Source organism: Streptomyces sp. NPDC127129 (assembly GCF_042671585.1).
Taxonomy (GTDB): Bacteria; Actinomycetota; Actinomycetes; order Streptomycetales; family Streptomycetaceae; genus Streptomyces.
In genome coordinates this window covers 118,061-138,511 of the sequence record NZ_JBHXTV010000023.1, presented here as the reverse complement: position 1 = coordinate 138,511, position 20,451 = coordinate 118,061, and the positions used below count along the sequence as shown (strand labels likewise).

The 20,451-nt window shown below is 73.3% G+C and carries 19 protein-coding genes; 6 read left to right on the top strand and 13 right to left on the bottom strand.

Going from position 1 to position 20,451, the window contains the following annotated elements:
• Positions 1-174 precede the first annotated feature (174 nt).
• The 5 genes from ACFVGW_RS33565 to ACFVGW_RS33545 all read right to left on the bottom strand — a co-directional run bounded on the left by ACFVGW_RS33565 (position 175) and on the right by ACFVGW_RS33545 (position 6,754).
• Entirely contained in the window at positions 175-1,737 is a 1,563-nt protein-coding gene (locus tag ACFVGW_RS33565) for a M28 family metallopeptidase (RefSeq protein ID WP_385854611.1), read from the bottom strand.
• Positions 1,738-1,852: 115 nt separating this feature from the next.
• Positions 1,853-2,455, bottom strand: a complete 603-nt coding sequence (locus ACFVGW_RS33560) for an HhH-GPD-type base excision DNA repair protein (protein ID WP_385854610.1) — start codon at positions 2,453-2,455, stop codon at positions 1,853-1,855.
• A 95-nt stretch (positions 2,456-2,550) separates the two neighbouring features.
• Positions 2,551-3,696: a hypothetical protein gene (locus tag ACFVGW_RS33555; protein ID WP_385854609.1), complete on the bottom strand. Its 1,146-nt coding sequence runs from the start codon at positions 3,694-3,696 to the stop codon at positions 2,551-2,553.
• Positions 3,697-3,808: 112 nt separating this feature from the next.
• Positions 3,809-4,369, bottom strand: a complete 561-nt coding sequence (locus ACFVGW_RS33550) for an RBBP9/YdeN family alpha/beta hydrolase (RefSeq protein WP_385854608.1) — start codon at positions 4,367-4,369, stop codon at positions 3,809-3,811.
• Positions 4,370-4,483: 114 nt separating this feature from the next.
• Positions 4,484-6,754 carry an ATP-binding cassette domain-containing protein gene (locus tag ACFVGW_RS33545; protein ID WP_385854607.1) on the bottom strand — a complete coding sequence of 757 codons (2,271 nt, stop codon included), beginning with the start codon at positions 6,752-6,754 and terminating at the stop codon, positions 4,484-4,486.
• Between the two features lie 99 nt (positions 6,755-6,853).
• Between ACFVGW_RS33545 and ACFVGW_RS33540 the strand changes: the two genes are divergently transcribed.
• On the top strand, positions 6,854-7,654 hold the full coding sequence (locus ACFVGW_RS33540; RefSeq protein WP_385854606.1) for a TetR/AcrR family transcriptional regulator: 801 nt from the start codon (positions 6,854-6,856) through the stop codon (positions 7,652-7,654).
• On the opposite strand, the gene ACFVGW_RS33535 is transcribed toward ACFVGW_RS33540, so the two are convergent.
• Positions 7,614-8,219 carry a TetR/AcrR family transcriptional regulator gene (locus ACFVGW_RS33535; protein WP_385854618.1) on the bottom strand — a complete coding sequence of 202 codons (606 nt, stop codon included), beginning with the start codon at positions 8,217-8,219 and terminating at the stop codon, positions 7,614-7,616. The genes ACFVGW_RS33540 and ACFVGW_RS33535 overlap by 41 nt on opposite strands.
• A 415-nt stretch (positions 8,220-8,634) precedes the next feature.
• Here ACFVGW_RS33535 and wrbA point away from each other — a divergent pair, with 415 nt between their 5' ends.
• The 3 genes from wrbA (at position 8,635) to ACFVGW_RS33520 (ending at position 11,614) form a co-directional block, all read left to right on the top strand.
• Entirely contained in the window at positions 8,635-9,243 is a 609-nt protein-coding gene (gene wrbA, locus ACFVGW_RS33530; RefSeq protein ID WP_352192436.1) for an NAD(P)H:quinone oxidoreductase, read from the top strand.
• A gap of 203 nt (positions 9,244-9,446) precedes the next feature.
• Positions 9,447-10,829, top strand: a complete 1,383-nt coding sequence (locus ACFVGW_RS33525) for a rhodanese-like domain-containing protein (RefSeq protein WP_385854605.1) — start codon at positions 9,447-9,449, stop codon at positions 10,827-10,829.
• Complete coding sequence (locus tag ACFVGW_RS33520; RefSeq protein ID WP_385854604.1) at positions 10,823-11,614, top strand: sulfite exporter TauE/SafE family protein; 792 nt, start codon at positions 10,823-10,825, stop codon at positions 11,612-11,614. The genes ACFVGW_RS33525 and ACFVGW_RS33520 overlap by 7 nt, the downstream gene beginning before the upstream one ends.
• A gap of 49 nt (positions 11,615-11,663) precedes the next feature.
• On the opposite strand, the gene ACFVGW_RS33515 is transcribed toward ACFVGW_RS33520, so the two are convergent.
• Positions 11,664-11,951 (bottom strand): metal-sensitive transcriptional regulator, encoded by a 288-nt coding sequence (locus ACFVGW_RS33515; protein ID WP_352192439.1) that lies wholly within the window; start codon positions 11,949-11,951, stop codon positions 11,664-11,666.
• Between the two features lie 81 nt (positions 11,952-12,032).
• Between ACFVGW_RS33515 and ACFVGW_RS33510 the strand changes: the two genes are divergently transcribed.
• The gene (locus tag ACFVGW_RS33510) at positions 12,033-12,629 is read left to right on the top strand and encodes a rhodanese-like domain-containing protein (RefSeq protein WP_385854603.1); all 597 of its coding nucleotides are present in this window, start codon (positions 12,033-12,035) and stop codon (positions 12,627-12,629) included.
• Positions 12,630-12,652: 23 nt separating this feature from the next.
• On the opposite strand, the gene ACFVGW_RS33505 is transcribed toward ACFVGW_RS33510, so the two are convergent.
• From ACFVGW_RS33505 to ACFVGW_RS33480, 6 genes are all read right to left on the bottom strand, one after another.
• Positions 12,653-13,861, bottom strand: a complete 1,209-nt coding sequence (locus ACFVGW_RS33505) for an RNA polymerase sigma factor (RefSeq protein ID WP_383226410.1) — start codon at positions 13,859-13,861, stop codon at positions 12,653-12,655.
• A 2-nt stretch (positions 13,862-13,863) separates the two neighbouring features.
• A complete protein-coding gene (locus tag ACFVGW_RS33500) occupies positions 13,864-14,289 on the bottom strand; it encodes a YciI family protein (protein ID WP_383226413.1) in 426 nt (141 codons plus the stop codon).
• 318 nt (positions 14,290-14,607) lie between these two features.
• Positions 14,608-15,798 (bottom strand): winged helix DNA-binding domain-containing protein, encoded by a 1,191-nt coding sequence (locus ACFVGW_RS33495; protein ID WP_385854602.1) that lies wholly within the window; start codon positions 15,796-15,798, stop codon positions 14,608-14,610.
• Positions 15,799-16,027: 229 nt separating this feature from the next.
• The gene (locus ACFVGW_RS33490; protein WP_385854601.1) at positions 16,028-17,083 is read right to left on the bottom strand and encodes an aldo/keto reductase; all 1,056 of its coding nucleotides are present in this window, start codon (positions 17,081-17,083) and stop codon (positions 16,028-16,030) included.
• A gap of 98 nt (positions 17,084-17,181) precedes the next feature.
• A complete protein-coding gene (locus tag ACFVGW_RS33485; RefSeq protein ID WP_385854600.1) occupies positions 17,182-18,156 on the bottom strand; it encodes an alpha/beta fold hydrolase in 975 nt (324 codons plus the stop codon).
• Positions 18,153-19,163: a DUF5937 family protein gene (locus ACFVGW_RS33480; RefSeq protein WP_385854599.1), complete on the bottom strand. Its 1,011-nt coding sequence runs from the start codon at positions 19,161-19,163 to the stop codon at positions 18,153-18,155. The genes ACFVGW_RS33485 and ACFVGW_RS33480 overlap by 4 nt, the downstream gene beginning before the upstream one ends.
• An 83-nt stretch (positions 19,164-19,246) precedes the next feature.
• On the opposite strand from ACFVGW_RS33480, the gene ACFVGW_RS33475 reads away from it, so the two are divergent.
• A complete protein-coding gene (locus tag ACFVGW_RS33475) occupies positions 19,247-20,437 on the top strand; it encodes an MDR family MFS transporter (protein ID WP_385854598.1) in 1,191 nt (396 codons plus the stop codon).
• Positions 20,438-20,451 lie beyond the last annotated feature (14 nt).

The following is a 20,451-nucleotide window of genomic DNA, read 5'->3' as shown; positions in this document are numbered from 1 at the left end:
CGTGGGGCGGTCCTCTGGGACCCCTTGGGGGCGGGTTCTCCCCCTGACACTTCTCCGCCCCCCACGGGCCCGGTTTATGGGGTCGCGGGGGGGGGGTTTGTCGCTCCCGCCCCGCCCCTCCCTTCGTGCCGTGGTGCTCCGGAGTCGAACCGTGCTGCTCCGTGCTCCTCCGTGCTACTCCGTGACCTCGTGGCCGTGGCCGTCGTGGAGGCCGCCGCCGCTGCCGGCGTCGCCCTCCGTCGGGACGCTGACGACCGGGCGCTTCAGAGAGCTGATGTCGTGGGCGTACGTGCCCACGGCGTTGGCGATGACGTCGATGTTGGCGTCGAAGGCCTTCATGTTGACGTTCGACAGGTTGTCACCGGCCGCGTGGTAGTTCACGTCGTACGCGACACCCGCCGTCCCGCCGAACTTGGCCGCCTGCGCCGCCGTCTTGACGCCCTCGGCGCCCGTGAACGTGCCGCCGGAGGGGATGCCGATCTCGATGAACGGGCCGTAGTCCGAGCGGCCCGTGAAGTCGGTGCCCTCGTGCGGCAGGCCGCGCTTGTCCATGAAGTCGGTGATGTCCCGCTCCAGTTGGGCGGAGCCCTCGGGACCGGCGCCCGCGCCGACGTTGTCGGAGTTGTCGCCGTCGTAGACGAACAGGCCGTAGTTCGGCGAGGCGATCATGTCGAAGTTGAGGTAGAGCTTGACTTCCTTCTTGTCCAGCTCGCTCATGTTCGCGACGTAGTGCTCGGAGCCGAGCAGCCCGTTCTCCTCCGCGGACCACCAGGCGAAGCGGACCTTGTTGCGGACCGTGTCCTTCGACTCGGCGAGTTCCAGGGCGGCCTGGAGCAGACCGGCGGAGCCCGAGCCGTTGTCGTTGATGCCCGGGCCGGCGGTCACCGAGTCCAGGTGCGCTCCGAGCATCACGGTGTTGGCGGCGTTGCCGCGCTTCGTCTCCGCGATGACGTTGTTGGTGGTGCGCTTCTCCTGGAGCTGGCGGATCTCGAAGGAGATGTTCACCGGGCCCTTGGCCAGGTCCGCGGCGAGCTTCGCGCCCTCGGCCTGGGTGACGCCGCCCGTCGGGATCTTGCCGGCGGCCGGGTCGCCGAGGGTGCCGGAGAGGGCGCCTTCGGTGTTGTTGTAGATGATCGCGCCGACGGCACCCGCCGCGGCGGCGTTCTCCTGCTTGGCGGCGAAGGTACAGCCGCCGCGCTTGACCAGCGCGATCTTGCCGGTGAAGGTGCCCGACGCGAAGTCGCCCGGCTCACAGCCGGTCGTGCCGTCCGCGTCGACCGGGACGGCGGCGAGGTCGGCCTTGATGCCGCCGACGGGGGTCGACTTCGTGTACGTCATCGCCGAGATCGCGATGTCGCGCGGCGCGGGGGAGACGACGGACGCCTTCTCTGCCAGCGTCTGGGTGTAGATGAACTCGAACTTCTGGTACGAGACGTTGTAGCCGGCCTTCTTCAGCTGCTGGTACACGTACGCCGCCGAGGCGTCGTGTCCGAGCGAGCCGGCCGCGCGGTGCCCGCCGGCCGAGTCGGCTATCGCCTGGAACTTCTGCAGGTGCTTGTAGGCGTCCTTGCCGGACGTCTCGCGGACCAGCTTCTTCGCCAGCTGCGCTGCGTCCCGCGCGGGCTTGGCCCCGGGGTCCGCTACGGCGGTGGCGGGGGAGGCGCTGGCCAGCAGGAGCGGGGTCGCGAGTGCGGCTGCGGCCAGGGTGGCCGCGGCTCTGCGAGAGGATGCGTTCACAGAGGTCCTTCCCGATTCGGACGAGGTAGAGGGGAAGCTAGCGATCTCTGATGGCTCCTGTGAACAGCTCCGGCACAATTCATGTCGGATTTAGCAGGATTGACATCCGGAGCGTTCAATTCCCGGATGATTTCTGTGCCTTCGCCGCCTTTGCGGCGGCCTTCGCCTCCTGCTTGAAGGCACGAACTTTCGCCAGCGACTCCGGACCGGTGATGTCGGCCGCCGAACGGTACGAGCCCTGCTCCCCGTACGCCCCCGCAGCCTCCCGCCACCCGGTGGGTTGGACGCCGTACCGCTTGCCGAGCAGCGCCAGGAAGATCTGCGCCTTCTGCACACCGAAACCGGGAAGGGCCTTCAGCCGCGCGAGCAGCTCCGCCCCGCTCTCCGCGTCCGCCCAGACGGCCTCGGCGTCACCGCCGTACTCGTCGACGAGGAACTGGCACAGCTGCTGGATCCGCTTGGCCATCGACCCCGGATAGCGGTGGACGGCGGGCTTCGCGGAGAGCAGCGCGCCGAAGGCCTCGGGGTCGTACGCGGCGATCTGCCCCGCGTCGAGATCGTCCGTCCCGAGCCGCTGCGCGATCGTGTACGGCCCGGAGAAGGCCCACTCCATGGGCACCTGCTGGTCGAGCAGCATGCCGACGAGCGCGGCGAGCGGGGAGCGGCCGAGCAGCTCGTCGGCCTCGGGCTGCTGGGCGAGATGGATCTCGGTGGTCATGTTCCGATGATCGCGCCCGGGAGCCGGGCCCGCACGGCCTGACACCCGATCCGGTCACGGGACGGAGCCGCGGCGCGCACGCCGCTGCCACCCTGTCAGGGGTTCCGGTCGGCCTTGCGCGAGAGCGTCCAGACGTAGTACCAGGCGTTCTCGCGGAGGGCGCGCGGGCTGTTGTCGGCCCCCGCCTGGAACGCACCCCAGAGCCCGCCGGCCGCCCCGCCCACGACGGCCGTCAGCGCCGACTGGAGGGCGGGGCCGTAGACGGCGACCAGGCTGGCGGTGACCGTGCCGACGACCGCGCCGGTCACGGCGACGGCCCGCTTGCGGCGGACCTGGTTCATCTGCGCCTGCATGCCCCGGACTCCGTCCTGCATCCGGAGGCCGATCTTCATCAGCTCGTTCTGGCGCCCGTCCGCGTCGAGCGCGTCGTCGACGTTGGCCAGCTCCATCCGCAGCCAGCCGCGAAGGCCCCGGTAGCCGTCGAACTCCCCGATGGTGATCTTGCTGAACTCCTCCAGGGAGACACCGTCGATGAAGGGCAGCTCCAGCTCCTCGACGACCGGGATCACGAGCCTGCTGAGGACGGCGGGGGTGTGGCTCTGGGCGACGACCCGGCGCCCGGTGGCCGCGAAGTCGAGCAGGCCCGGCACGTCGGATTCCGTGACCGGACCGGAGTGGTGCTCGTAGGTGGGGTCGATCGGCTCCCCCGCGTATCCGTGGCGCTCGGTGTGACGGGACACCGCGTACGTGGGCAGGTACCAGGCGCAGCCCGCGCGCAGCAGCGGTTCCGTCTGCAGCAGCCAGCGGCCCAGCCGTTCCGGGTCCGGGCAGCGCATGTACAGGTCTTCCGTCGTGCTCGTCCCGGTGGGCAGGACGCCGGTGCGGTCCTCCTCCTCGGTCCGGGGGATGAACGAGTCACTGTTCGCGAGTCGCCTCACGTGGTGGCGACCGCCCGCCCCGTTGTGGGAGAGGAGCAGGGTGTCCGAGACCAGCACGGCCCGCTTGGTCAGGTCGGCGAAGTCGTCGGACGCGACGCCGATGCCGACGTGGAAGCGCGAGGCGGCGAAGCGCTTCTCGTCCACGAGTCTGCGCTGCCGCCGGTGGAAGAGGTGCGCGCCGTACGCCTGGGCCACCAGCCGGGGGTCCTTGCGGGTCTCGGCCGACAGCCCTCTGAAGAAGCTCCGCATCTGTCCGGCGACGACGGGGTTCTCGACTGCTCGTGCCCTGCTGAGCCACCTCATGGCTCGCCACCCTAGGCACCGTGCACGGTGCCGCGGGCGGACTCCGGGAGGGTTCGCCCGGGAGGGCGACGGCCTGACAGGGCGACGGCCCGGCCGGCCCCGAGGCCCTCGTCTAGCGGGGCCCGAGGCGGGTCTGCGGGTTCTCGCACCACTGCAGGACCGACGGCCACTCCCCGTACCCGGAGTCCGGGGTGAGGTGCTCGCCGCCCGGGACCAGGTCCATGTCGAGGCCGAGCGGGATGCCGTAGGGGACGTCGGCTCCCTCGGGGCAGTACGGGTCCCCGGCGGCGTAGACGAGCCGCGCCGGCGCCTCGAGCCGTACGGAGCGGAGGTCGAGCCCGTCGGCGAACGCGGCGATCTCCGGGATCGAGGCCGTCACGGCGGGGGAGGGCGGGGCGACGAGCAGCACCCGGTCGACGTCGGGCGAGGCGGCTCGCAGCCAGAGCAGGACGGAGAGGCTGTGCGCGATCACGACGAACTCGCCCTCGGCGGGCCGGTGGAGGTGCGCGCGCAGCGCCGCCGTCCACTCCTCCAGTACGGGCGCGTCCGGCTCGGGCAGCTGCGGGTAGCGCACCTCGTGCCCCCGCTCGGCGAGCCGGCCGGCGAGCCAGTGGTGCCAGTGACCGGGCGGGCGGTGGTTCTGGAAGCCGTGAAGGATGAGGAAGGTCGCCATGGGCGTGATGGTGCGCCGGGGCCGGCGGCCGGGTCCAGATCGTTTCAGGGTGTGGACGGGGGGGGGGGAGCGGGTGCGGGGGCGTACCGGCACCCCCGCACCCGCGGCCGGGGCTCAGGCGCCCACGTACTCCCGCAGATGGCGCGCCGTCAGTGTGTCGCCCTTCTCGACCAGGTCCGACGGCGTGCCCTCGAAGACGATCCGGCCGCCGTCGTGGCCCGCGCCGGGGCCGAGGTCGATCAGCCAGTCGGCGTGGGCCATGACCGCCTGGTGGTGCTCGATGACCACGACCGTGTTGCCCGCCTCGACGAGCCGGTCCAGGAGGGCGAGGAGCTGGTCGACGTCGGCCAGGTGGAGGCCGGTCGTCGGCTCGTCGAGGACGTAGACCGCGCCCTTCTCGGCCATGTGGATCGCCAGCTTCAGGCGCTGGCGCTCACCGCCCGAGAGGGTGTTCAGGGGCTGGCCGAGGCGGAGGTAGCCGAGGCCGACGTCCTTCAGCCGGCCGAGGATCGTCCGGGCCTGGCCCTTCGCCGTGAAGAAGTCGTACGCCTCCTCGACCGACATCGACAGGACCTCGTGGATGTTCTTGCCGTCGAGCGTGTAGGCGAGCACCTCACCGGTGAACCGCTTCCCCTCGCACTCCTCGCAGACCGAGGCGACGCCCGCCATCATCGCGAGGTCGGTGTAGACGAGCCCGAGGCCGTTGCACTTGGGGCAGGCGCCCTCCGAGTTGGCGCTGAAGAGTGCCGCCTTGACCCCGTTGGCCTTGGCGAAGGCGGTCCGGATCGGGTTGAGCAGTCCCGTGTACGTCGCCGGGTTCGAGCGGCGCGAGCCGCGGATCGGGGACTGGTCGGCGACGACGACCCCGTCCCGGCCGGTCAGGTTGCCGTGGACGAGGGACGACTTGCCGGAGCCGGCGACGCCCGTGACGACGGTCAGCACTCCGGTCGGGATCTCGACGCTCACGTTCCGGAGGTTGTGCTGCGTCGCGCCCGTGACGGAGAGAGCGCCGGTGCGGGGCCGTACCTCGGGGCGGAGCTTCGCGCGGTGCGCGAGGTGCTCGCCGGTCAGCGTCCCGGAGGCGCGCAGCCCCGGCACGTCGCCCGAGTAGCAGATCTCGCCGCCGTTGGTCCCGGCGCGCGGGCCGAGGTCGACGACGTGGTCGGCGATCTCGATGACCTCCGGCTTGTGCTCCACGACGAGGACCGTGTTGCCCTTGTCGCGCAGCCGCAGCAGCAGGTCGTTCATGCGGCGGATGTCGTGCGGGTGCAGTCCTGTGGTGGGCTCGTCGAAGACGTACGTGACGTCGGTGAGCGAGGAGCCGAGGTGGCGCACCATCTTCACGCGCTGCGCCTCGCCGCCCGAGAGCGTGCCGGAGGCCCGGTCGAGGCTGAGGTAGCCGAGCCCGATCTCGACGAGGGAGTCGAGCAGTTCGCGCAGACCGGCGAGGAGCGGGGCGACGGAAGGGTCCTCGATCCGGCGTACGAACGCGGCGAGGTCGCTGATCTGCATCGCCGAGCACTCGGCGATGTTCACCCCGTCGATACGGGAGGAGAGCGCGGCCCGCGTGAGGCGGGTGCCCTCGCACTCGGGGCAGGTGCGGAAGACGACGGCCCGGTCCACGAAGGCGCGGATGTGGGCCTGCATGGCGTCCCGGTCCTTGGCGAGGACGGTCCGCTGCAGCTTCACCACCAGACCCTCGTAGGTGAAGTTGTTGCTGCCGACCTTCACCTTGCAGGACGGCCTGTGGAGGAAGTCCTCCCACTCCTGTGCCGTGAAGTCCGCCAGCTTCTTGTCGGGGTCGTAGAAGCCGGACTGGGCCATGATCTGCCACATCCAGGAGTCGACGGCGTACCCCGGCACGGTGATCGCGCCCTCGTTGAGGGACCTGGTCCGGTCGACGAGCTCGTCGACGTCGATGTCGGAGATCTGGCCGACGCCCTCGCAGCGCGGGCACATGCCCTCGGGCAGGTTGAAGCTGAAGGCGCCCGAGGTGCCGACGTGCGGGGTGCCGAGGCGGCTGAAGACGATGCGCAGCATCGTGTACGCGTCGGTCGCCGTGCCCACCGTGGACCGGGAGTTGGCGCCCATCCGCTCCTGGTCGACGACGATCGCGGCGCTGAGGTTGTGCAGTCCGTCCACGTCCGGGCGGCCGAGGGCCGGCATGAAGGACTGGAGGAAGGCGCTGTAGGTCTCGTTGATCAGGCGCTGCGACTCGGCGGCGATGGTGCCGAAGACGAGCGAGGACTTCCCGGAGCCGGAGACGCCGGTGAAGACGGTGAGCCGGCGCTTGGGGAGGTCGACGTCGACGTTCCTGAGGTTGTTCTCGCGGGCCCCGCGGACCTGGATGACGTGGTGGTTGTCCGCTGCGGCGGGGGTGGTCATGGCTGCGCCCTCCGATGGTGGTCCCAGTACCCGAGCCACGTTACTCTATACAGCGTACAAAGTAATGGGGATAAGGTCTGACCTGCGAGAATGGGTGCCATGGCGAAGGAGCGGAGCAGCGGCGCGGGGGATCCCGCGCGGACTCTCGAACTGCTGTGGCGGGACGGTTCCCCGCCGGTCGCCGGGGGCCGGCGCGGACCCCGGCAGGGGCTGACCGTCGACGGGGTCGTCGACGCGGCCGTCGCCCTGGCCGACGAGGGCGGGCTCGACGCGCTCACCATGCGGGCGGTCGCGCAGCGCCTCGCCGTGACCCCGATGACCCTCTACACGTACGTCCCCGGCAAGGCCGAGCTGCTCGACCTGATGCTGGACCTGGTCTTCCAGCGGATGCCCCGGGCCCCCTTCGTACCGGAGGAGTCCTGGCGGGAACGGGTGACGGCGGTCGCCGACGAGAACCGGGCGCTGTACCTGCGCCACCCCTGGCTGGCCGAACTGCGGGTCCACCGGCCCCCGCTCGGGCCCGGGGTGATGACGAAGTACGAGCACGAACTCGGTGCCCTCGAGGGCCTGGGGCTCGACGACGTGGCCATGGACTCGGCCCTGACGCATCTGCTCGGGTTCGTCCAGTCCGCCGCCCGCACGGAGCTGGACGCGCGGGCCGTCGACCGGGAGAGCGCGATGTCCGACCACGAGTGGTGGGACGCCCACGCGCCGCTGCTGGCCCGGATGTTCGACGCGGAGCGGTTCCCGCTGGCGTCGCGGGTGGGGGAGGCGGCGGCCGTCGCGTACCAGGGCATGTACAGCCCCGACCACGCCTACGCCTTCGGTCTGGCGCGCGTCCTGGACGGACTCGCGGCGCTCATCCCCCCAGGTTCAGCAGCGCCTCGACCCCTGCCTTGAGCTCCTCGGCGGAGAGCGCGCGCTCGACGCTGAGGTGGTGCATCAGGCTCGGCGAGAACGGGGCGAGCAGCAGATGCGCGAGGAGCGCGGGGTGGGTTTCGGGCCGGAGGCGGGAGAGCAGCATCGCCACGTGGGTGTGCATCGCGAGGTACGCGCCGCTGGTGTAGCGCGCGCTGGGGGCGGCGGCCTGGGCGGCGAGCAGCAGCTCGCGCTGCTCGATGATCCGGTCGACGAGGGCGTCGAGGAAGGCGCGCAGGCGCTCGTCGTCGGGGGCGCCGGGGCCGAGCGGCGGTGGGCCGCTCAGGTACGCCTCCTGGAACTGGCGCTCCCGGTCGTCGAGGAGCGCCCAGAGGAGCTGGGCGACGTCGCCGAAGCGGCGGTAGACGGTGCCGACGCCTATCCCGCTGGCGTGGGCGACCTGGTTCATGGTGACGGCCTCGGGCCCCACCTCGGCGACGATCCGGGCGGCGGCGTCGAGGATCTTGCGCCGGTTCCGCGCGGCATCGGCCCGCTCGGTCACCACGGGCGCTCCGGGGGCGGGAAGCAGGGTGACGGCGGGGGGTATGGCGCCGGAGGCCCGGGGGCCGGCGGAGGCGGCCGGGCTCTCGGTGGGCGTCGTGGCGGAGGCGCCCGGGTCGGCGGAGTCGGCGGAGGCCTGGGGTGTGGCCGGGCCGGCGGGCGCCGCGGCTGCCTCGGGCGTTCGGGATGCCTCCGGCGTTGCGGATCCCTCGGGCCTTGTGCATGCCGGCTCGGGCTTCCGGTCTGCCGCAGGGCGGTGGTCCGCTCCGGTGTCCTTCGTGCGCGCCATGTCCGCCTCCGCCTGTCCGCTCGCTCGCTCCGATCCCCGTCGGTCGGTCCCTGCCCACGAGCATAACGGAGCGCTATCCGGTTCTTCCATGGTTTCCCTTGCAAAGTGGATGGCTATCCGTTTAGTCTCGGAACCGTTGAAGCGGAAATGAATCCGGTTGAAGGGGTACGCCATGTCCGTCAAGGTCGCCGTCATCTACTACTCGTCCACCGGCAGCGTGCACCAGCTCGCCCAGGCCGTCGCCGAAGGTGCCGAGAAGGCCGGTGCGGAGGTCCGGCTGCGGCGCGTGACCGAGCTCGCCCCCGACGCGGCCATCGACGGCAACCCGGCGTGGCGCGCCCATGTGGAGGCCACCGGTGACGTCGAGACCGCCACGCTCGACGACCTGGAGTGGGCGGACGCGTACGCGCTCGGTTCGCCGACCCGGTACGGCAACATCGCCGCCCAGCTGAAGCAGTTCATCGACACGACCGGCGGTCTGTGGGCGCGCGGCGCCTTCGCGGACAAGCCCGCGACGGCCTTCACGAGTGCACACAACGTTCACGGAGGCAACGAGTCCACGCTGCTGGCGCTCTACAACACCTTCCACCACTGGGGTTCGGTCATCGTCTCCCCCGGCTACACGGACGCCTCCGTCTACGCCGCGGGCGGCAACCCCTACGGCACCTCGCACCCCGCCGCGAACGGCGCGCCGGACGAGAACACCCTCCAGGCCGCCCGCTACCAGGGCGCCCGACTCGCGAAGATCGCCAAGCGGCTGAAGGGTCTGGCGACCGACTGACCTGCGGCGACGCAACGCCTTCCGCGTCCCTTCACGGGCCGGGCCTCCGTACGGCGGAGGCCCGGCCCTTTGCCGTTCCGGTGCGCGGGGTGACCGGCGTTGCTGGATACCCCCGGGGGTAATTCTGTTAGGGTCATGGAGTCGCTTGGATACCCCGGGGGGTAATTGAGCTCGTACGACGAGCTCTGGAAGGAGGACAGGCCGTGTTCTTCGTGGACACCGTCGACGTGCCCGGTCTCGGCAATCGCGGATACCTCGCGGGCGGAACCGCCCACGCCGTCGTGATCGACCCGCCGCGTGACGTCGACCGCGTGCTCACCGCTGCGGCCCTGCGCGGTGTGCGGATCTCCCATGTGCTCGAGACCCATGTGCACAACGACTACGTGAGCGGCGGCCGCGAGCTGGCCCGGATCACCGGGGCCGTCTACGTGGTCCCGGCCGCCGCCCCCGTCGCGTACGACCGGCTCCCCGTCTCCGACGGGGACAGGCTCGACATCGACGAGGGCCTCGCCCTGCGGGCCATGGCCACCCCCGGCCACACCCCGCACCACACCTCGTACGTCCTGGAGGAGGCCGGCCACGCCGCCGCCGTCTTCACCGGCGGCTCGCTGCTCATCGGCACCGTCGGCCGCCCCGACCTGGTCGAGCCCCGGCTGACCGAGCGGCTCGCCCGCGCCCAGCACGCCTCCGCGCACCGCCTCGCCGCCGAACTCCCCGCGGACACCGCCGTGCTGCCCACCCACGGCTTCGGCAGCTTCTGCGCCTCCGGCCCGTCCTCGCCCGACGCCGGTCCCACCACCATCGGTGAGCAGGCGGCCGTGAACGCGGCCCTGGTCAAGGACGCCGACACCTTCGTCGCCGAACTGCTCTCCGGCCTCGACGACATCCCCGCGTACTACGCCCACATGGGCCCGCTCAACACCGTCGGCCCGGCGCCCGTCGACCTCACCCCTCCTCCCGTCGCGGACTCCGAGGAGATCGCGGCGCGGCTCGCCGCGGGCGAGTGGGTCGTGGACCTGCGCGGCCGGGTGGCGTTCGCCGAGGGGCACGTGGCCGGTTCGTTCAACATCGAGGCGGGCGGTCAGCTCGCGGCGTACCTGGCCTGGCTCATCCCGTGGGGCAAGCCGGTGACGCTCCTCGCGGAGTCGCCCGGCCAACTGGCCGAGGCCCAGCGGGAGCTGGTGCGCGTCGGCATCGACCGCCCGGCGGCCGCCGCGACCGGCGGACCCGAGGACTGGGTACGGGCGGGGGAGCGGCCGGGGACGTACCGCCGCGCCGCCTTCGCCGACCTCCCGGGCCGCTCCGAGCCGGGCGGGACGGACGGGGCGGACGGGACCGTCCGGGTGCTCGACGTACGGAGGGACTCCGAGCGCTCCTCGGCCGGCCACATCCCGGGGTCGCTCCACATCCCGCTGCACCGACTCCGTTCCCGGATGGGGGAGATACCCACGGGCACGACCGTCTGGGTGCACTGCGCGGGCGGGATGCGGGCCGCGATCGCCGCGTCGATGCTGGCCGCGGTCGGCCACGACGTGGTCGCGATCGACGACTCGTTCGCGAACGCGCCGATCCCGAACCGGTGTTGATCGCCCTCGCCGGAGGCGCCGTCGTGGGGCTCGCGCTCGGGGCGCTCGGGGGCGGCGGCAGTGTGCTCGCCGTACCGGTGCTGATCTACCTCCTCGGCTTCGCGCCGCCCGCGGCGGCGACCGCGAGCCTCCTCATCGTGCTTGCCACCTCGGCGACCGCGCTGTTCGCCCATGCCAGGGACGGCCAGGTGCGGTGGAGGACGGGCGCGCTGTTCGCGGCGGCGGGGCTCGTACCGGCGGCGCTCGGCGGACTGCTCTCCGCCCGGCTGCCGGAGTGGCTCCTGACCACGGGCTTCGCGGTGGTGGCGGGGGTGGCGGCGGTACGGATGGTCCGCCCGGCTCGCGTCACCGGGACCGGTCCCGGACCCGGACCCGGTGTCGGACCCGGACCCGGTGTCGGCGCGGTCCGGCCGGGCGCTCCGGCGGTCGCGGGTGCGGGCGCCGGGCTCGGCGCGGTCACCGGCGTCCTCGGCGTGGGCGGCGGGTTCCTGACCGTGCCGGCGCTCGTCCAGGTCGTCGGTCTGCGGATGAGGGCGGCGGTCGGGACCAGCCTGCTGATCGTCTCCGTCAACGCGCTGGCCGCCCTGCTCGCGCGAGGCGGCGGGGGAACGGCCGGATCCCTCGACTGGGCCGTGATCGCCCCCTTCGCGGGTGCGGCGATCCTCGGCGCCTGGGACGGGCGCCGGCTCGCCGCCAAGATCCGGGGAGAGACGCTGCGCCGCGTGTTCGGCGCGGTGCTGCTGGCGGTGTCGGCGCTGATGCTGCTCGACGCGGCTCTCGGCTGAGCCCGAGCCGAGCCCGAGCCGAGCCCGGCCCCCGCCCGCCTGTCGGCCGCTATGCGAGCGAGAGGAAGAGCTTCTCCAGCCGGGCCCGCATCTGCTCGCGGTCCTCGCCGTCCTTCTGGCCGGCGTCGATGTCCGTCAGGCACTGCTGCAGGCCCGTCGCGATGATCGCGAAACCGGCCCGGTCGAGGGCCCGGGAGGCGGCGGCGAGCTGGGTCACGACCTCCTCGCAGTCGCGGCCCTCCTCGATCATCCGGATCACGCCGGAGATCTGGCCCTGTGCCCGGCGCAGCCGGTTCAGGACGGCCTTCAGCTCCGCGCCCGCGAGATCCAGTTCCACCAGTACTCCTCCACAGATACCCCAGGGGGTAATTTACTCCCCCGAACGGGGTCCCGTCGAAGACCAAGGATGACACCTGCCATGAACACTCCCCGCTCCCTCGACGCAGACCAGGCCCGGGCCCGGCTCGGCGACCTGACGGTCGTCGACGTCCGTACGCCCGGCGAGTACGCCGCAGGCCATGTGCCGGGCGCCCTCAACGTCCCCCTCGACCGGCTCTCCCGCGCGCTCCCGGCGCTCAAGGAGGCCGCGGCGCGGGGCGAGCTGCTCGTGGTGTGCCAGTCGGGCAACCGCTCTGCCCGGGCCTGCGCCCAGCTCGCCGCGCACGGCGTGACCGCGCTCGACCTCACGGGCGGCACCACCGGCTGGGCCGCGCGCGGCCACGACCTCGCCCGCCCCGAGGGCGCCCCGGCCCGCGCCACCTGGGCGATGGAACGCCAGGTCCGCCTCGCCGCCGGAACCCTGATCCTCACAGGCCTCGCCCTCGGACTGCTCCTGCACCCGGCCTGGCAGCTGCTCTCGGCGGCCGTCGCGGGCGGCCTCGTCTTCGCGGCGCTCACGAACACCTGCGGCATGGCGGCCGTACTGGCCAGGCTCCCGTACAACCGCGCAACCCACTGCGCCCCGGACCTGCCCACCACCCTGACCCGCCTCACCGCGGACCGGGACACCGCCTGACGCCGAACGGCGCGCCCTCGCGCTCACCGGCCGAGGCGGGCGGCTTTCGTGTGGAGGTAGTGGCGCTCCGGGAGGCTGAGGGTGAGGGCGGCGGCCTGTTCGTAGGCGGCGCGGGCGGGTTCGGTCGCGCCCGTGCGTTCGAGGAGGTGGGCGCGGACCGCCCAGAGCCGGTGGTGGTCCTTCAGGCGGGGTTCCAGGGCGGTGAGTTCGGTGAGGCCCGCCTCCGGGCCGTGGGTCATCGCGACGGCGACCACGCGGCCGAGTTCGGCCATCGGGTCGGGCCAGTCGGCGACCAGGACGTCGTACAGGGCGAGGATCTGCGGCCAGTCCGTGTCCTCGGGAACGCGGGCCTCGTCGTGGAGCGCGGAGATCGCCGCCTGGAGCTGGTACGGCCCCGGCGGGCCCTCGGTCAGGGCCTCCTCCACCAGGGCCGTGCCCTCGGCGATCGCGGCCCGGTCCCAGAGCGAACGGTCCTGCTCGTCGAGCGGTACCAGCTCGCCGTGCGCGCCCGTGCGGGCGGCGCTGCGGGCCTCCGTGAGGAGCATCAGGGCGAGGAGCCCCGTCACCGTGGCCTCGCGGGGGAGCAGTCTGCGGACGGCCCGGGTCAGCCGGATCGCCTCCTGGGCCAGGTCCGCGCGGCGGAGGGCGGCGCCGGAGGTGGCGGTGTAGCCCTCGTTGAAGATCAGGTAGAGCACCTGGAGGACCGTGGCCAGGCGCGCGTCCCGGTCGTCGGGGCCGGGAGGGTGGAAGGGATGGTCGCGCAGCTTCGCCTTCGCCCGGCTGATCCGCTGCGCGATCGTCGCCTCCGGTACGAGATGCGCCCGGGCGATCTCCGCCGTCGTGAGACCCCCGACCGCGCGCAGCGTCAGCGCGATCCGGGCGGCCGGCGCGAGCGAGGGGTCGCAGCAGAGGAAGAGCAAGGTCAGGGTGTCGTCGTCGGACGGCGCGGCCCGGGTCTCGCGGGGTTCCAGACGCGCCGCGGTCTCCTCCCGCCGGGCCCGCGCCTCGTCCGCCCGCAGCTGGTCCGTCAGCCGCCGTGCGGCCACCCGGATGAGCCAGCCGCGCGGATTCGCGGGCGTCCCGGACTCCGGCCACTGCCGGGCCGCGGCCAGCAGGGCCTCCTGCACGGCGTCCTCGGCGGCGTCGAAGTGCCCGTACCGGCGCACGAGCGCGCCGAGGACCTGCGGCGCGTGCCGGCGCAGCAGGTCCTCGACGGTCTCCTCCGTGTCCATGCTCAGCCGGCGAGGAACTCGGACTCGGACCGGTCGTCGATCTGGCGGATCACCACCGGGTACTCCGGCGCACCCTCGGGCTGCGGGCACCGTGCGACGCGCGCCGCGATCTCCGTCACCCGCTCCAGGCTCGCGCAGTCGAGCACCCAGTAGCCGGCGAGCAGCTCCTTGGTCTCGCTGTACGGCCCGTCGGTGATCACCGGCTGCCCGGCCTTGTCGACGGAGACGAACCGGGTCCTGGCCGGCTCCACGAGCCCCTGCGCGTCGACCAGCTCGCCCGACTCCGCGAGGTCGTTGTTGATCGACCCCATGTGCTCGAACATCGCCTTCATGTCCTGCTCGCTCCACGAGGGGCCCTGCCCGGTGCTCTTGCCGGTCATCGTGTCGTAGTCGGCCTGGGACCCCTGCACCATGACGAGGTACTTCATGACGTTCTCCTTCGGAGGTGGTGGCTTCGCTTCACCCGTTCCCGGATGCCTTTCACAGGGGACGTCGGAGCCGCGTGCCGATTCTCGACACCTCGCCGGGGGCCGGAGGGGATTTCTTCGGGATTCCACCCGGGGGGACCAGAGCCCGGCAGAAGGACCGGCGCCCGGCACTCGTGCCGGTCGCCGGGCGGGCCGGTCGCCGGGCGGGCCGGTCGCCGGGCGGGCCGGTCGCCGGGCGGGCCGGGCGCCGGGTGCCGGGCCGGGGCGCGTGCGTGGGCCGGGCCGGGGCGCGTGCACGGGCCGGGGAGCATGCGCGGGCTACGGCGCGCCCGCGAGCTCGCGTTCCAGTGGCGTACGGAACCGGGGCGTCACCCGGACGTCCCCCAGCCGCCCGCGCAGTCGCGCCGCCTCCGCCTCGACGGCCGCTGTCGCCTCCGCACCGCCCTCGTCGCTCAGGAGACGGATCGCGATCTCGCCGTCCGGGCGCTGCGCCCAGCCGCCGACGACACGGCCGTTCCACCACACGGTCGGGCCGATGTTGCCGCTGCGGTCGTAGAGCGCGGCCTTGTGCGTGGGATCGGTGTACCAGTCGCGGTACTGCCAGCCCATCGCCGTCGGGTCCAGGGCGGGGAGCAGCGCCGCCCACGGCTCGGGGGCGGCCCGTACGGGTTCGAGGTCGTCGGGCAGGACGTGGCCGGTGCCCTCCGCCAGCTCCACCGGCTCCGCGCCGGTCGCCGCGAGCGCCCTGCGGACGTCGGTGACCCTCCACCCCGTCCACCACTTCAGGTCCGCCTCGGTCGCGGGACCGCAGGCCGCCAGCCACCGCCGGACGAGTTCGGCGTGGGCGTCCTCGTCGCTCGGGTCGGGCTGCCGGGGCGTCGGCGCCCACCGGAACTGGCTGGAGGTCCACGCCCCCAGCGGGCGCCCGCGCGCGATCCGGCCGTCCATGCCGAGGATCCGCAGCAGCCGGCTGGAGAGCGGCTGGGGCCCTTCCTGCCGGGTGCCGACCCCGTACAGGTACCGCGCGCGCAGCCGTGGGACGGCCCGGCCCAGCTCCGCCCCGGTGGCCTCGCCCCGTGCCGTCAGCTCGGCCAGGACCTGCCGCTCGGTCTCGGCGAGCCACGCCTCGTCGTACTCGCTGCCCTTGCGCAGGTCCCTCAGGAGCATCGTGCGCTCGCGGGCGGCGGCGTCACGGGTGGTCGAGGCGTGGACGGCGGGGACGAGGGAGGTCGGGAAGACGAAGAGCGTGTGCCGCATGCCGTGCATGCGGGTCAGCGTCCGGTCCTCGTACAGGGCGCGTTCGAGCCCGGCCACCGGACTCCCGCCCCCGGCCAGCCGCGCCCCCACGGCGAGGAACACGCTCGCCGGGTCGGTCGCGTGCAGGGCGACGAGGGACTCGGCGACCTCCTCGGCGCTCGACGCCCGAGCGGACGCCGCCAGCCGGTGGCGTACGGCGAGGCGGGCCCGGCGTTCGCCGGCGTCGACGCGGCGGCGTGTGTGCGTCCCCATACGAGCAAGCATGGACCAGGGCCGGGGCCGGGGGCGGGCTTCTCGCGCCGTTCGCTCAGCGCGCCGTTCGCTCAGCGCGCCGCTCGGTCCGCGCGCCGTCCGGTCTGCCCCGGTCCGCATGCCGGTGCGGTCTGCCCGCCGCGCGGTCAGTCTGCCGCAGCGGTCGGCCATCCGCCCCGGTCTACCCGCCGCTTGGCCGACCTGCCGCTGCCGTCTGCCCGCGTGCTGGTCAGCCCGCCGCGCGGTCCGCGGTCGGCCTGCGCCGCAGGGATACGTCCGTCAGGGACTCCGGCTGCCAGACGCCGTCCGCCCGGTAGAGGTTCGTCCCCGGCGGGACGATCTCGTCGATCCGGTCGAGGACCTCGTCGTCGAGGACGAGCGACGCGCCCTTCAGCAGCCCCTCCAGCTGCTCCCCCGTCCGGGGGCCGATGATCACGGAGGTCACCGCCGGGTGCGCCGTCACGAACGCGAGGGCCAGCTCGGGCAGCGAGCAGCCGATCTCCTCGGCCAGGGCGGCCAGTTCCTCGACGGCGTCGAACTTGGCGGCGTTGCCGGGGAGTTCCGGGTCGAAGCGGTGCGGGGTGAGTGCGGGGCGTCCGCCGGTCAGGTCGACCGGCCGGCCCTTGCGGTACTTCCCGGAGAGGAACCCGGAGGCCAGCGGGCTCCAGGTCAGCACACCCATCCCGTACCGCCGCGCCACCGGCAGCACCGAGGCCTCCACGCCCCGCGCGAGCAGCGAGTACGGCGGCTGCTCGGTACGGAAGCGGCGCAGGCCGCGGCGCTCGGCGACGGCGTGCGCCTCGACGATCTCCTCGGCGGGGAAGGTGGAGCAGCCGAACGCCCGGATCTTGCCCTGGGCCTGGAGGTCGCCGAGGACGGAGAGCGTCTCCTCGATGTCCGTACGGTGGTCGGGCCGGTGGACCTGGTAGAGGTCGATCCAGTCGGTGCCGAGCCGCGTCAGGCTGTCCTCGACCGCGCGGGTGAGCCAGCGCCGGGAGAGACCGCCGCGGGCAGGCCCCTCGCCCATCGGGAAGTACCCCTTGGTCGCGAGGACGGTCTCGGCGCGGCGGCGCGGGTCGCGCAGCGCCTTGCCGACGATCTCCTCGGACTCGCCGGTCGAGTACATGTCGGCGGTGTCCACGAAGTTGATGCCCTGGTCGAGGGCGGCGTGGATGACCCGTACGGAGTCCGCATGGTCGGGGTTGCCGACGGCGCCGAACATCATCGTGCCGAGGCAGTACGCGCTGACTTCGATGCCGGTTCCGCCGAGTACGCGATAACGCATGCTTCTCATCTCCCCGTTGGGCGTGCGGGCCGTGTGTGCGCGGCCGCTTCGCGCGACGCACTCTAGAAGCTGGAGTGGACTCGAACGCAAGGGCCGATTCAGCCCAGGCCGTCCGGGGCGCAAGTGCCGAAGGGGGCCCGCGTGTGGTCCGGGGCGCGCATGCGGTCCAGGACCGGCGTGTGGCCCGGGGCCCGCGTGTGGTCCGGGGCGTGCGTGATGTCCGGGGCGCGCGTGACGTCCACGTCGCGGAGGAACGCGGCGAGCAGCTGGTGGAGTGCTTCCGGCCGCTCCAGATGGACGTCGTGCCCCGTGGCCGGGACGCTCGCGGCCCAGGTGTCGGGGCGCCGGCCGGCCATGCCGTCGAACTCGTCCGCCGTGATGATCCCGTTCTGGGCGATCACCATGAGCTTCGGGCAGTCGATCGCCGCCCACTCCTCCCACCAGGCCCGGGTGGCGTTCTCGGCGAGCGAGCGCACCATGACCTCGGTGTCGAAGCGCGGCCACAGCCCGCCGCCGTCCCGTTCCTCGAGCCCGGCCGCCCAGCCCTCGCCCACGGGACCGCCGCCCAGGAAGCCCGCGGCCGCCTCCCGGGTGGGAAACGGCACCGGCCAGGACTTCAGCCACGCGCCGATGTCGTCGGCGACGCCCGGTTCCGCCTGCGCGGCCCCGGCCTCGACGAGCACCACGCCGCTCAGCAGACCGGGGTGGGCGGCGGCGGTGAGCATGGCGGCGTGACCGCCGAGAGACTGCCCGATCAACACGGGTTGAGTGAGGGCCAGTTGGTCGATGACGGCCACGGCGTCGGCGACGTACGCGGCCCGTGAGGTGTCCCGGGGGAGGCGCTCGCTGAGGCCGTGCCCACGCTGGTCGACGGCGACGACCCGGTGGCCTTCGGCCCGGAGCCGTACGGCGGTGGCGTCCCACTCGCCGGCGTGCCCGGCGAGCCCGTGCAGGAGGACGACGGCGGGCGCGGAGCCGTCGTCGTCGGCGCCGTCACCACCACCACCCCAGTCCCGGCAGGAGAGCCGTACGCCGTCGCGTATGACGACACGCTCGGACCAGGACCGGGTCATACGAGTTCCTCCGAGGGGGAGAGCAGGGCGTCCGCGACCGAGGTGCGGGCGTAGAGGACGGAGCGGCCGCTGCGGTGCGCGGTGACGAGGCCCGCGTCGCGCAGCGCGGTGAGGTGCTGGGAGACGGCGGCGGCAGACAGGCCGCAGTCGGCGGCGAGCCGGGTGGTGGAGGCCGGGGTGTCGAGTTCGGTGAGGAGCAGGGTGCGGGACCGGCCGAGTACCGCGGCGACGGCATCCGTGGCGGCGGACGCGCGCGGCTCCCAGAGGTTGCCGATACCGCGTGCGGGATAGGCGAGTTGGGGCGGTTCGGGTGCCACCGCGCGGGTCAGGACGCGGGGCCAGGCGAACGCCGAGGGGACGAGCAGCAGCCCGGAGCCCGCCTGGTCGCGGGTCAGCGCGCAGTGGCGGCGGACCAGGTGGAGGGTGCCGTCGTCCCACCGTACGGTCTCGTGCAGTTCGCTCAGGACGCGCGCCGAGCCGTGTTCGGCGACCTGCCGGGCGCGGTGGAAGAGGTCGGCCTCCAGGAGCCGGCGGATGCGGGCCCAGTAGGGGGCGAGGGCGAGTTCCCAGTACGCCTCGATCTCGGCGACGACCTTCTCCAGGGCCTCCTCGGGGGCCTCGCGCAGCAGCCGCATGCGGGGGGAGGGGCGGTGTCCGGCGCCGCGCGGCTCCTTGGTGCGGAGGATGTCCAGGTCCCCCCGCACCTGCGCGGGCGTGGAGGCGCGGATGGCGTCGAGCTCGGCGGCGAGGGTGGGGAAGGGGGTGGTGGGGGTCGGGTTGAGGAAGTCGGCGAGGTAGCCGTGCCCGGGGATCAGCTCGGCGAGCCAGCCGCGGTCGAGCCCGGCACCGCTGACCCGGGGCCGTACCTGAGCGGCCCAACGCCGGTGCAGGGGCGGGTCGTCGGCCTCACGGAGCAGCCGGAAGCTGGTGACGACCTCCCACATGGGGGAGACGGCGAAACGGGTCTGGGCCAGATCGGCCGCCGAGAAACTGAGTCCGGTCTCCACACGTGCCCCCTCGTCGCCGACGGTGGATTCGGCCTGAGCTTAATCATTGGATGCGCGGGGTGTCCCGGGCGCATGGTCCTCGCATGCTCTCCTCCTTCCGCGGACTCCCGCCCACCGTGTGGACCCTCTTCGCCGGGACGGTCATCAACCGGCTCGGCTTCATGGTCACTCCCTTCCTCGTCTTCTTCCTCGCCGCGCGCGACGTCACGGGCCCGGAGACGACGTACGTCCTCGGCGCCCTGGGCGCGGGCAACCTCCTCGGCCCGGCGGTGGGCGGCGTGCTCGCCGACCGCGTGGGCCGCCGGCCGACGATGCTGCTCGGCCTCGTCGGCTCGGCGGCGGCGCAGGGCGCGCTGTTCGTGGCGCCGGGCGTGTGGACGATGGCGGCGGCGGCGCTGCTGATCAGCGCGATGGGGGCGCTGGTCGGCCCGGCGGCGTTCGCGCTGATGGCCGACGCGGTCGACGCGGAGCGCAGGCAGCGGGCGTACGCCCTGTTCGGCTGGGGCGTGAACATCGGTACGGCGGTGGCGGGCGTCCTCGGCGGCTTCCTGGCGGCGCAGGGCTACTGGCTGCTGTTCGCGGTGGACGCGGGGACGATGCTGATCTACGCGGTGGTGGTGGCGACGCGCCTGAAGGAGCCGCGGCGTGAGGAGCCGGCACGCGGTGCGAAGGACGGCATCGGCTACGGGGTGGTGTTCCGGGACCGGCTGGCCCTGGCGCTGCTCCCCCTCTTCGGGATCCAGCTCTTCGTCTACTCCCTGACGGAGGTGGCCCTGCCGCTCGCCGTCCAGGACAGCGGTCTGTCGCCGGCGGTGTACGGGGCGATGGCGGCGGTCAACGCGATCCTGGTGGTCGCGCTCCAGCCCCTCGTCACGGCGAGGCTGACCCGCCTGCCCCAGCTGTGGGTGCAGGCGGCGGGCAGCGTCCTGATCGCGGTCGGCGTGGCCCTGACGGGCCTCGCGGACGGGATCGTCGGCTTCACGGTCTCGGTGGTCGTCTGGTCGCTGGGGGAGGTCGTGGTCGCGGGCATCGCGGCGACGGTCGTCGCCAACCTGGCCCCGCCCCACGCCCGCGGCCGCTACCAGGGCGCCTTCAGCTGGACCTGGGGCGTGGCCCGCTTCACGGCCCTCACCGTGGGCGTGACGCTCTACACGGGCGTGGGCCCGTCCGCCCTCTGGTGGACGGCCCTGGCGGGCGGCCTGACGGCGGCGGCGTTGACGCTGGCGCTGACGGGGCGGGTGACGGAGCGGACGGCGCACGAGCTGGCGGCGTGAGGGCCGGGGGGGCA

Bases quoted from the DNA above. Each gene is read 5' to 3' on its own strand.
- ACFVGW_RS33560 (WP_385854610.1), bottom strand. From the start codon at position 2,455: ATGACCACCGAGATCCATCTCGCCCAGCAGCCCGAGGCCGACGAGCTG.
- ACFVGW_RS33555 (WP_385854609.1), bottom strand. From the start codon at position 3,696: ATGAGGTGGCTCAGCAGGGCACGAGCAGTCGAGAACCCCGTCGTCGCC.
- ACFVGW_RS33550 (WP_385854608.1), bottom strand. From the start codon at position 4,369: ATGGCGACCTTCCTCATCCTTCACGGCTTCCAGAACCACCGCCCGCCC.
- ACFVGW_RS33545 (WP_385854607.1), bottom strand. From the start codon at position 6,754: ATGACCACCCCCGCCGCAGCGGACAACCACCACGTCATCCAGGTCCGC.
- ACFVGW_RS33540 (WP_385854606.1), top strand. From the start codon at position 6,854: ATGGCGAAGGAGCGGAGCAGCGGCGCGGGGGATCCCGCGCGGACTCTC.
- wrbA (WP_352192436.1), top strand. From the start codon at position 8,635: ATGTCCGTCAAGGTCGCCGTCATCTACTACTCGTCCACCGGCAGCGTG.
- ACFVGW_RS33510 (WP_385854603.1), top strand. From the start codon at position 12,033: ATGAACACTCCCCGCTCCCTCGACGCAGACCAGGCCCGGGCCCGGCTC.
- ACFVGW_RS33505 (WP_383226410.1), bottom strand. From the start codon at position 13,861: ATGGACACGGAGGAGACCGTCGAGGACCTGCTGCGCCGGCACGCGCCG.
- ACFVGW_RS33500 (WP_383226413.1), bottom strand. From the start codon at position 14,289: ATGAAGTACCTCGTCATGGTGCAGGGGTCCCAGGCCGACTACGACACG.
- ACFVGW_RS33495 (WP_385854602.1), bottom strand. From the start codon at position 15,798: ATGGGGACGCACACACGCCGCCGCGTCGACGCCGGCGAACGCCGGGCC.
- ACFVGW_RS33490 (WP_385854601.1), bottom strand. From the start codon at position 17,083: ATGCGTTATCGCGTACTCGGCGGAACCGGCATCGAAGTCAGCGCGTAC.
- ACFVGW_RS33485 (WP_385854600.1), bottom strand. From the start codon at position 18,156: ATGACCCGGTCCTGGTCCGAGCGTGTCGTCATACGCGACGGCGTACGG.
- ACFVGW_RS33475 (WP_385854598.1), top strand. From the start codon at position 19,247: ATGCTCTCCTCCTTCCGCGGACTCCCGCCCACCGTGTGGACCCTCTTC.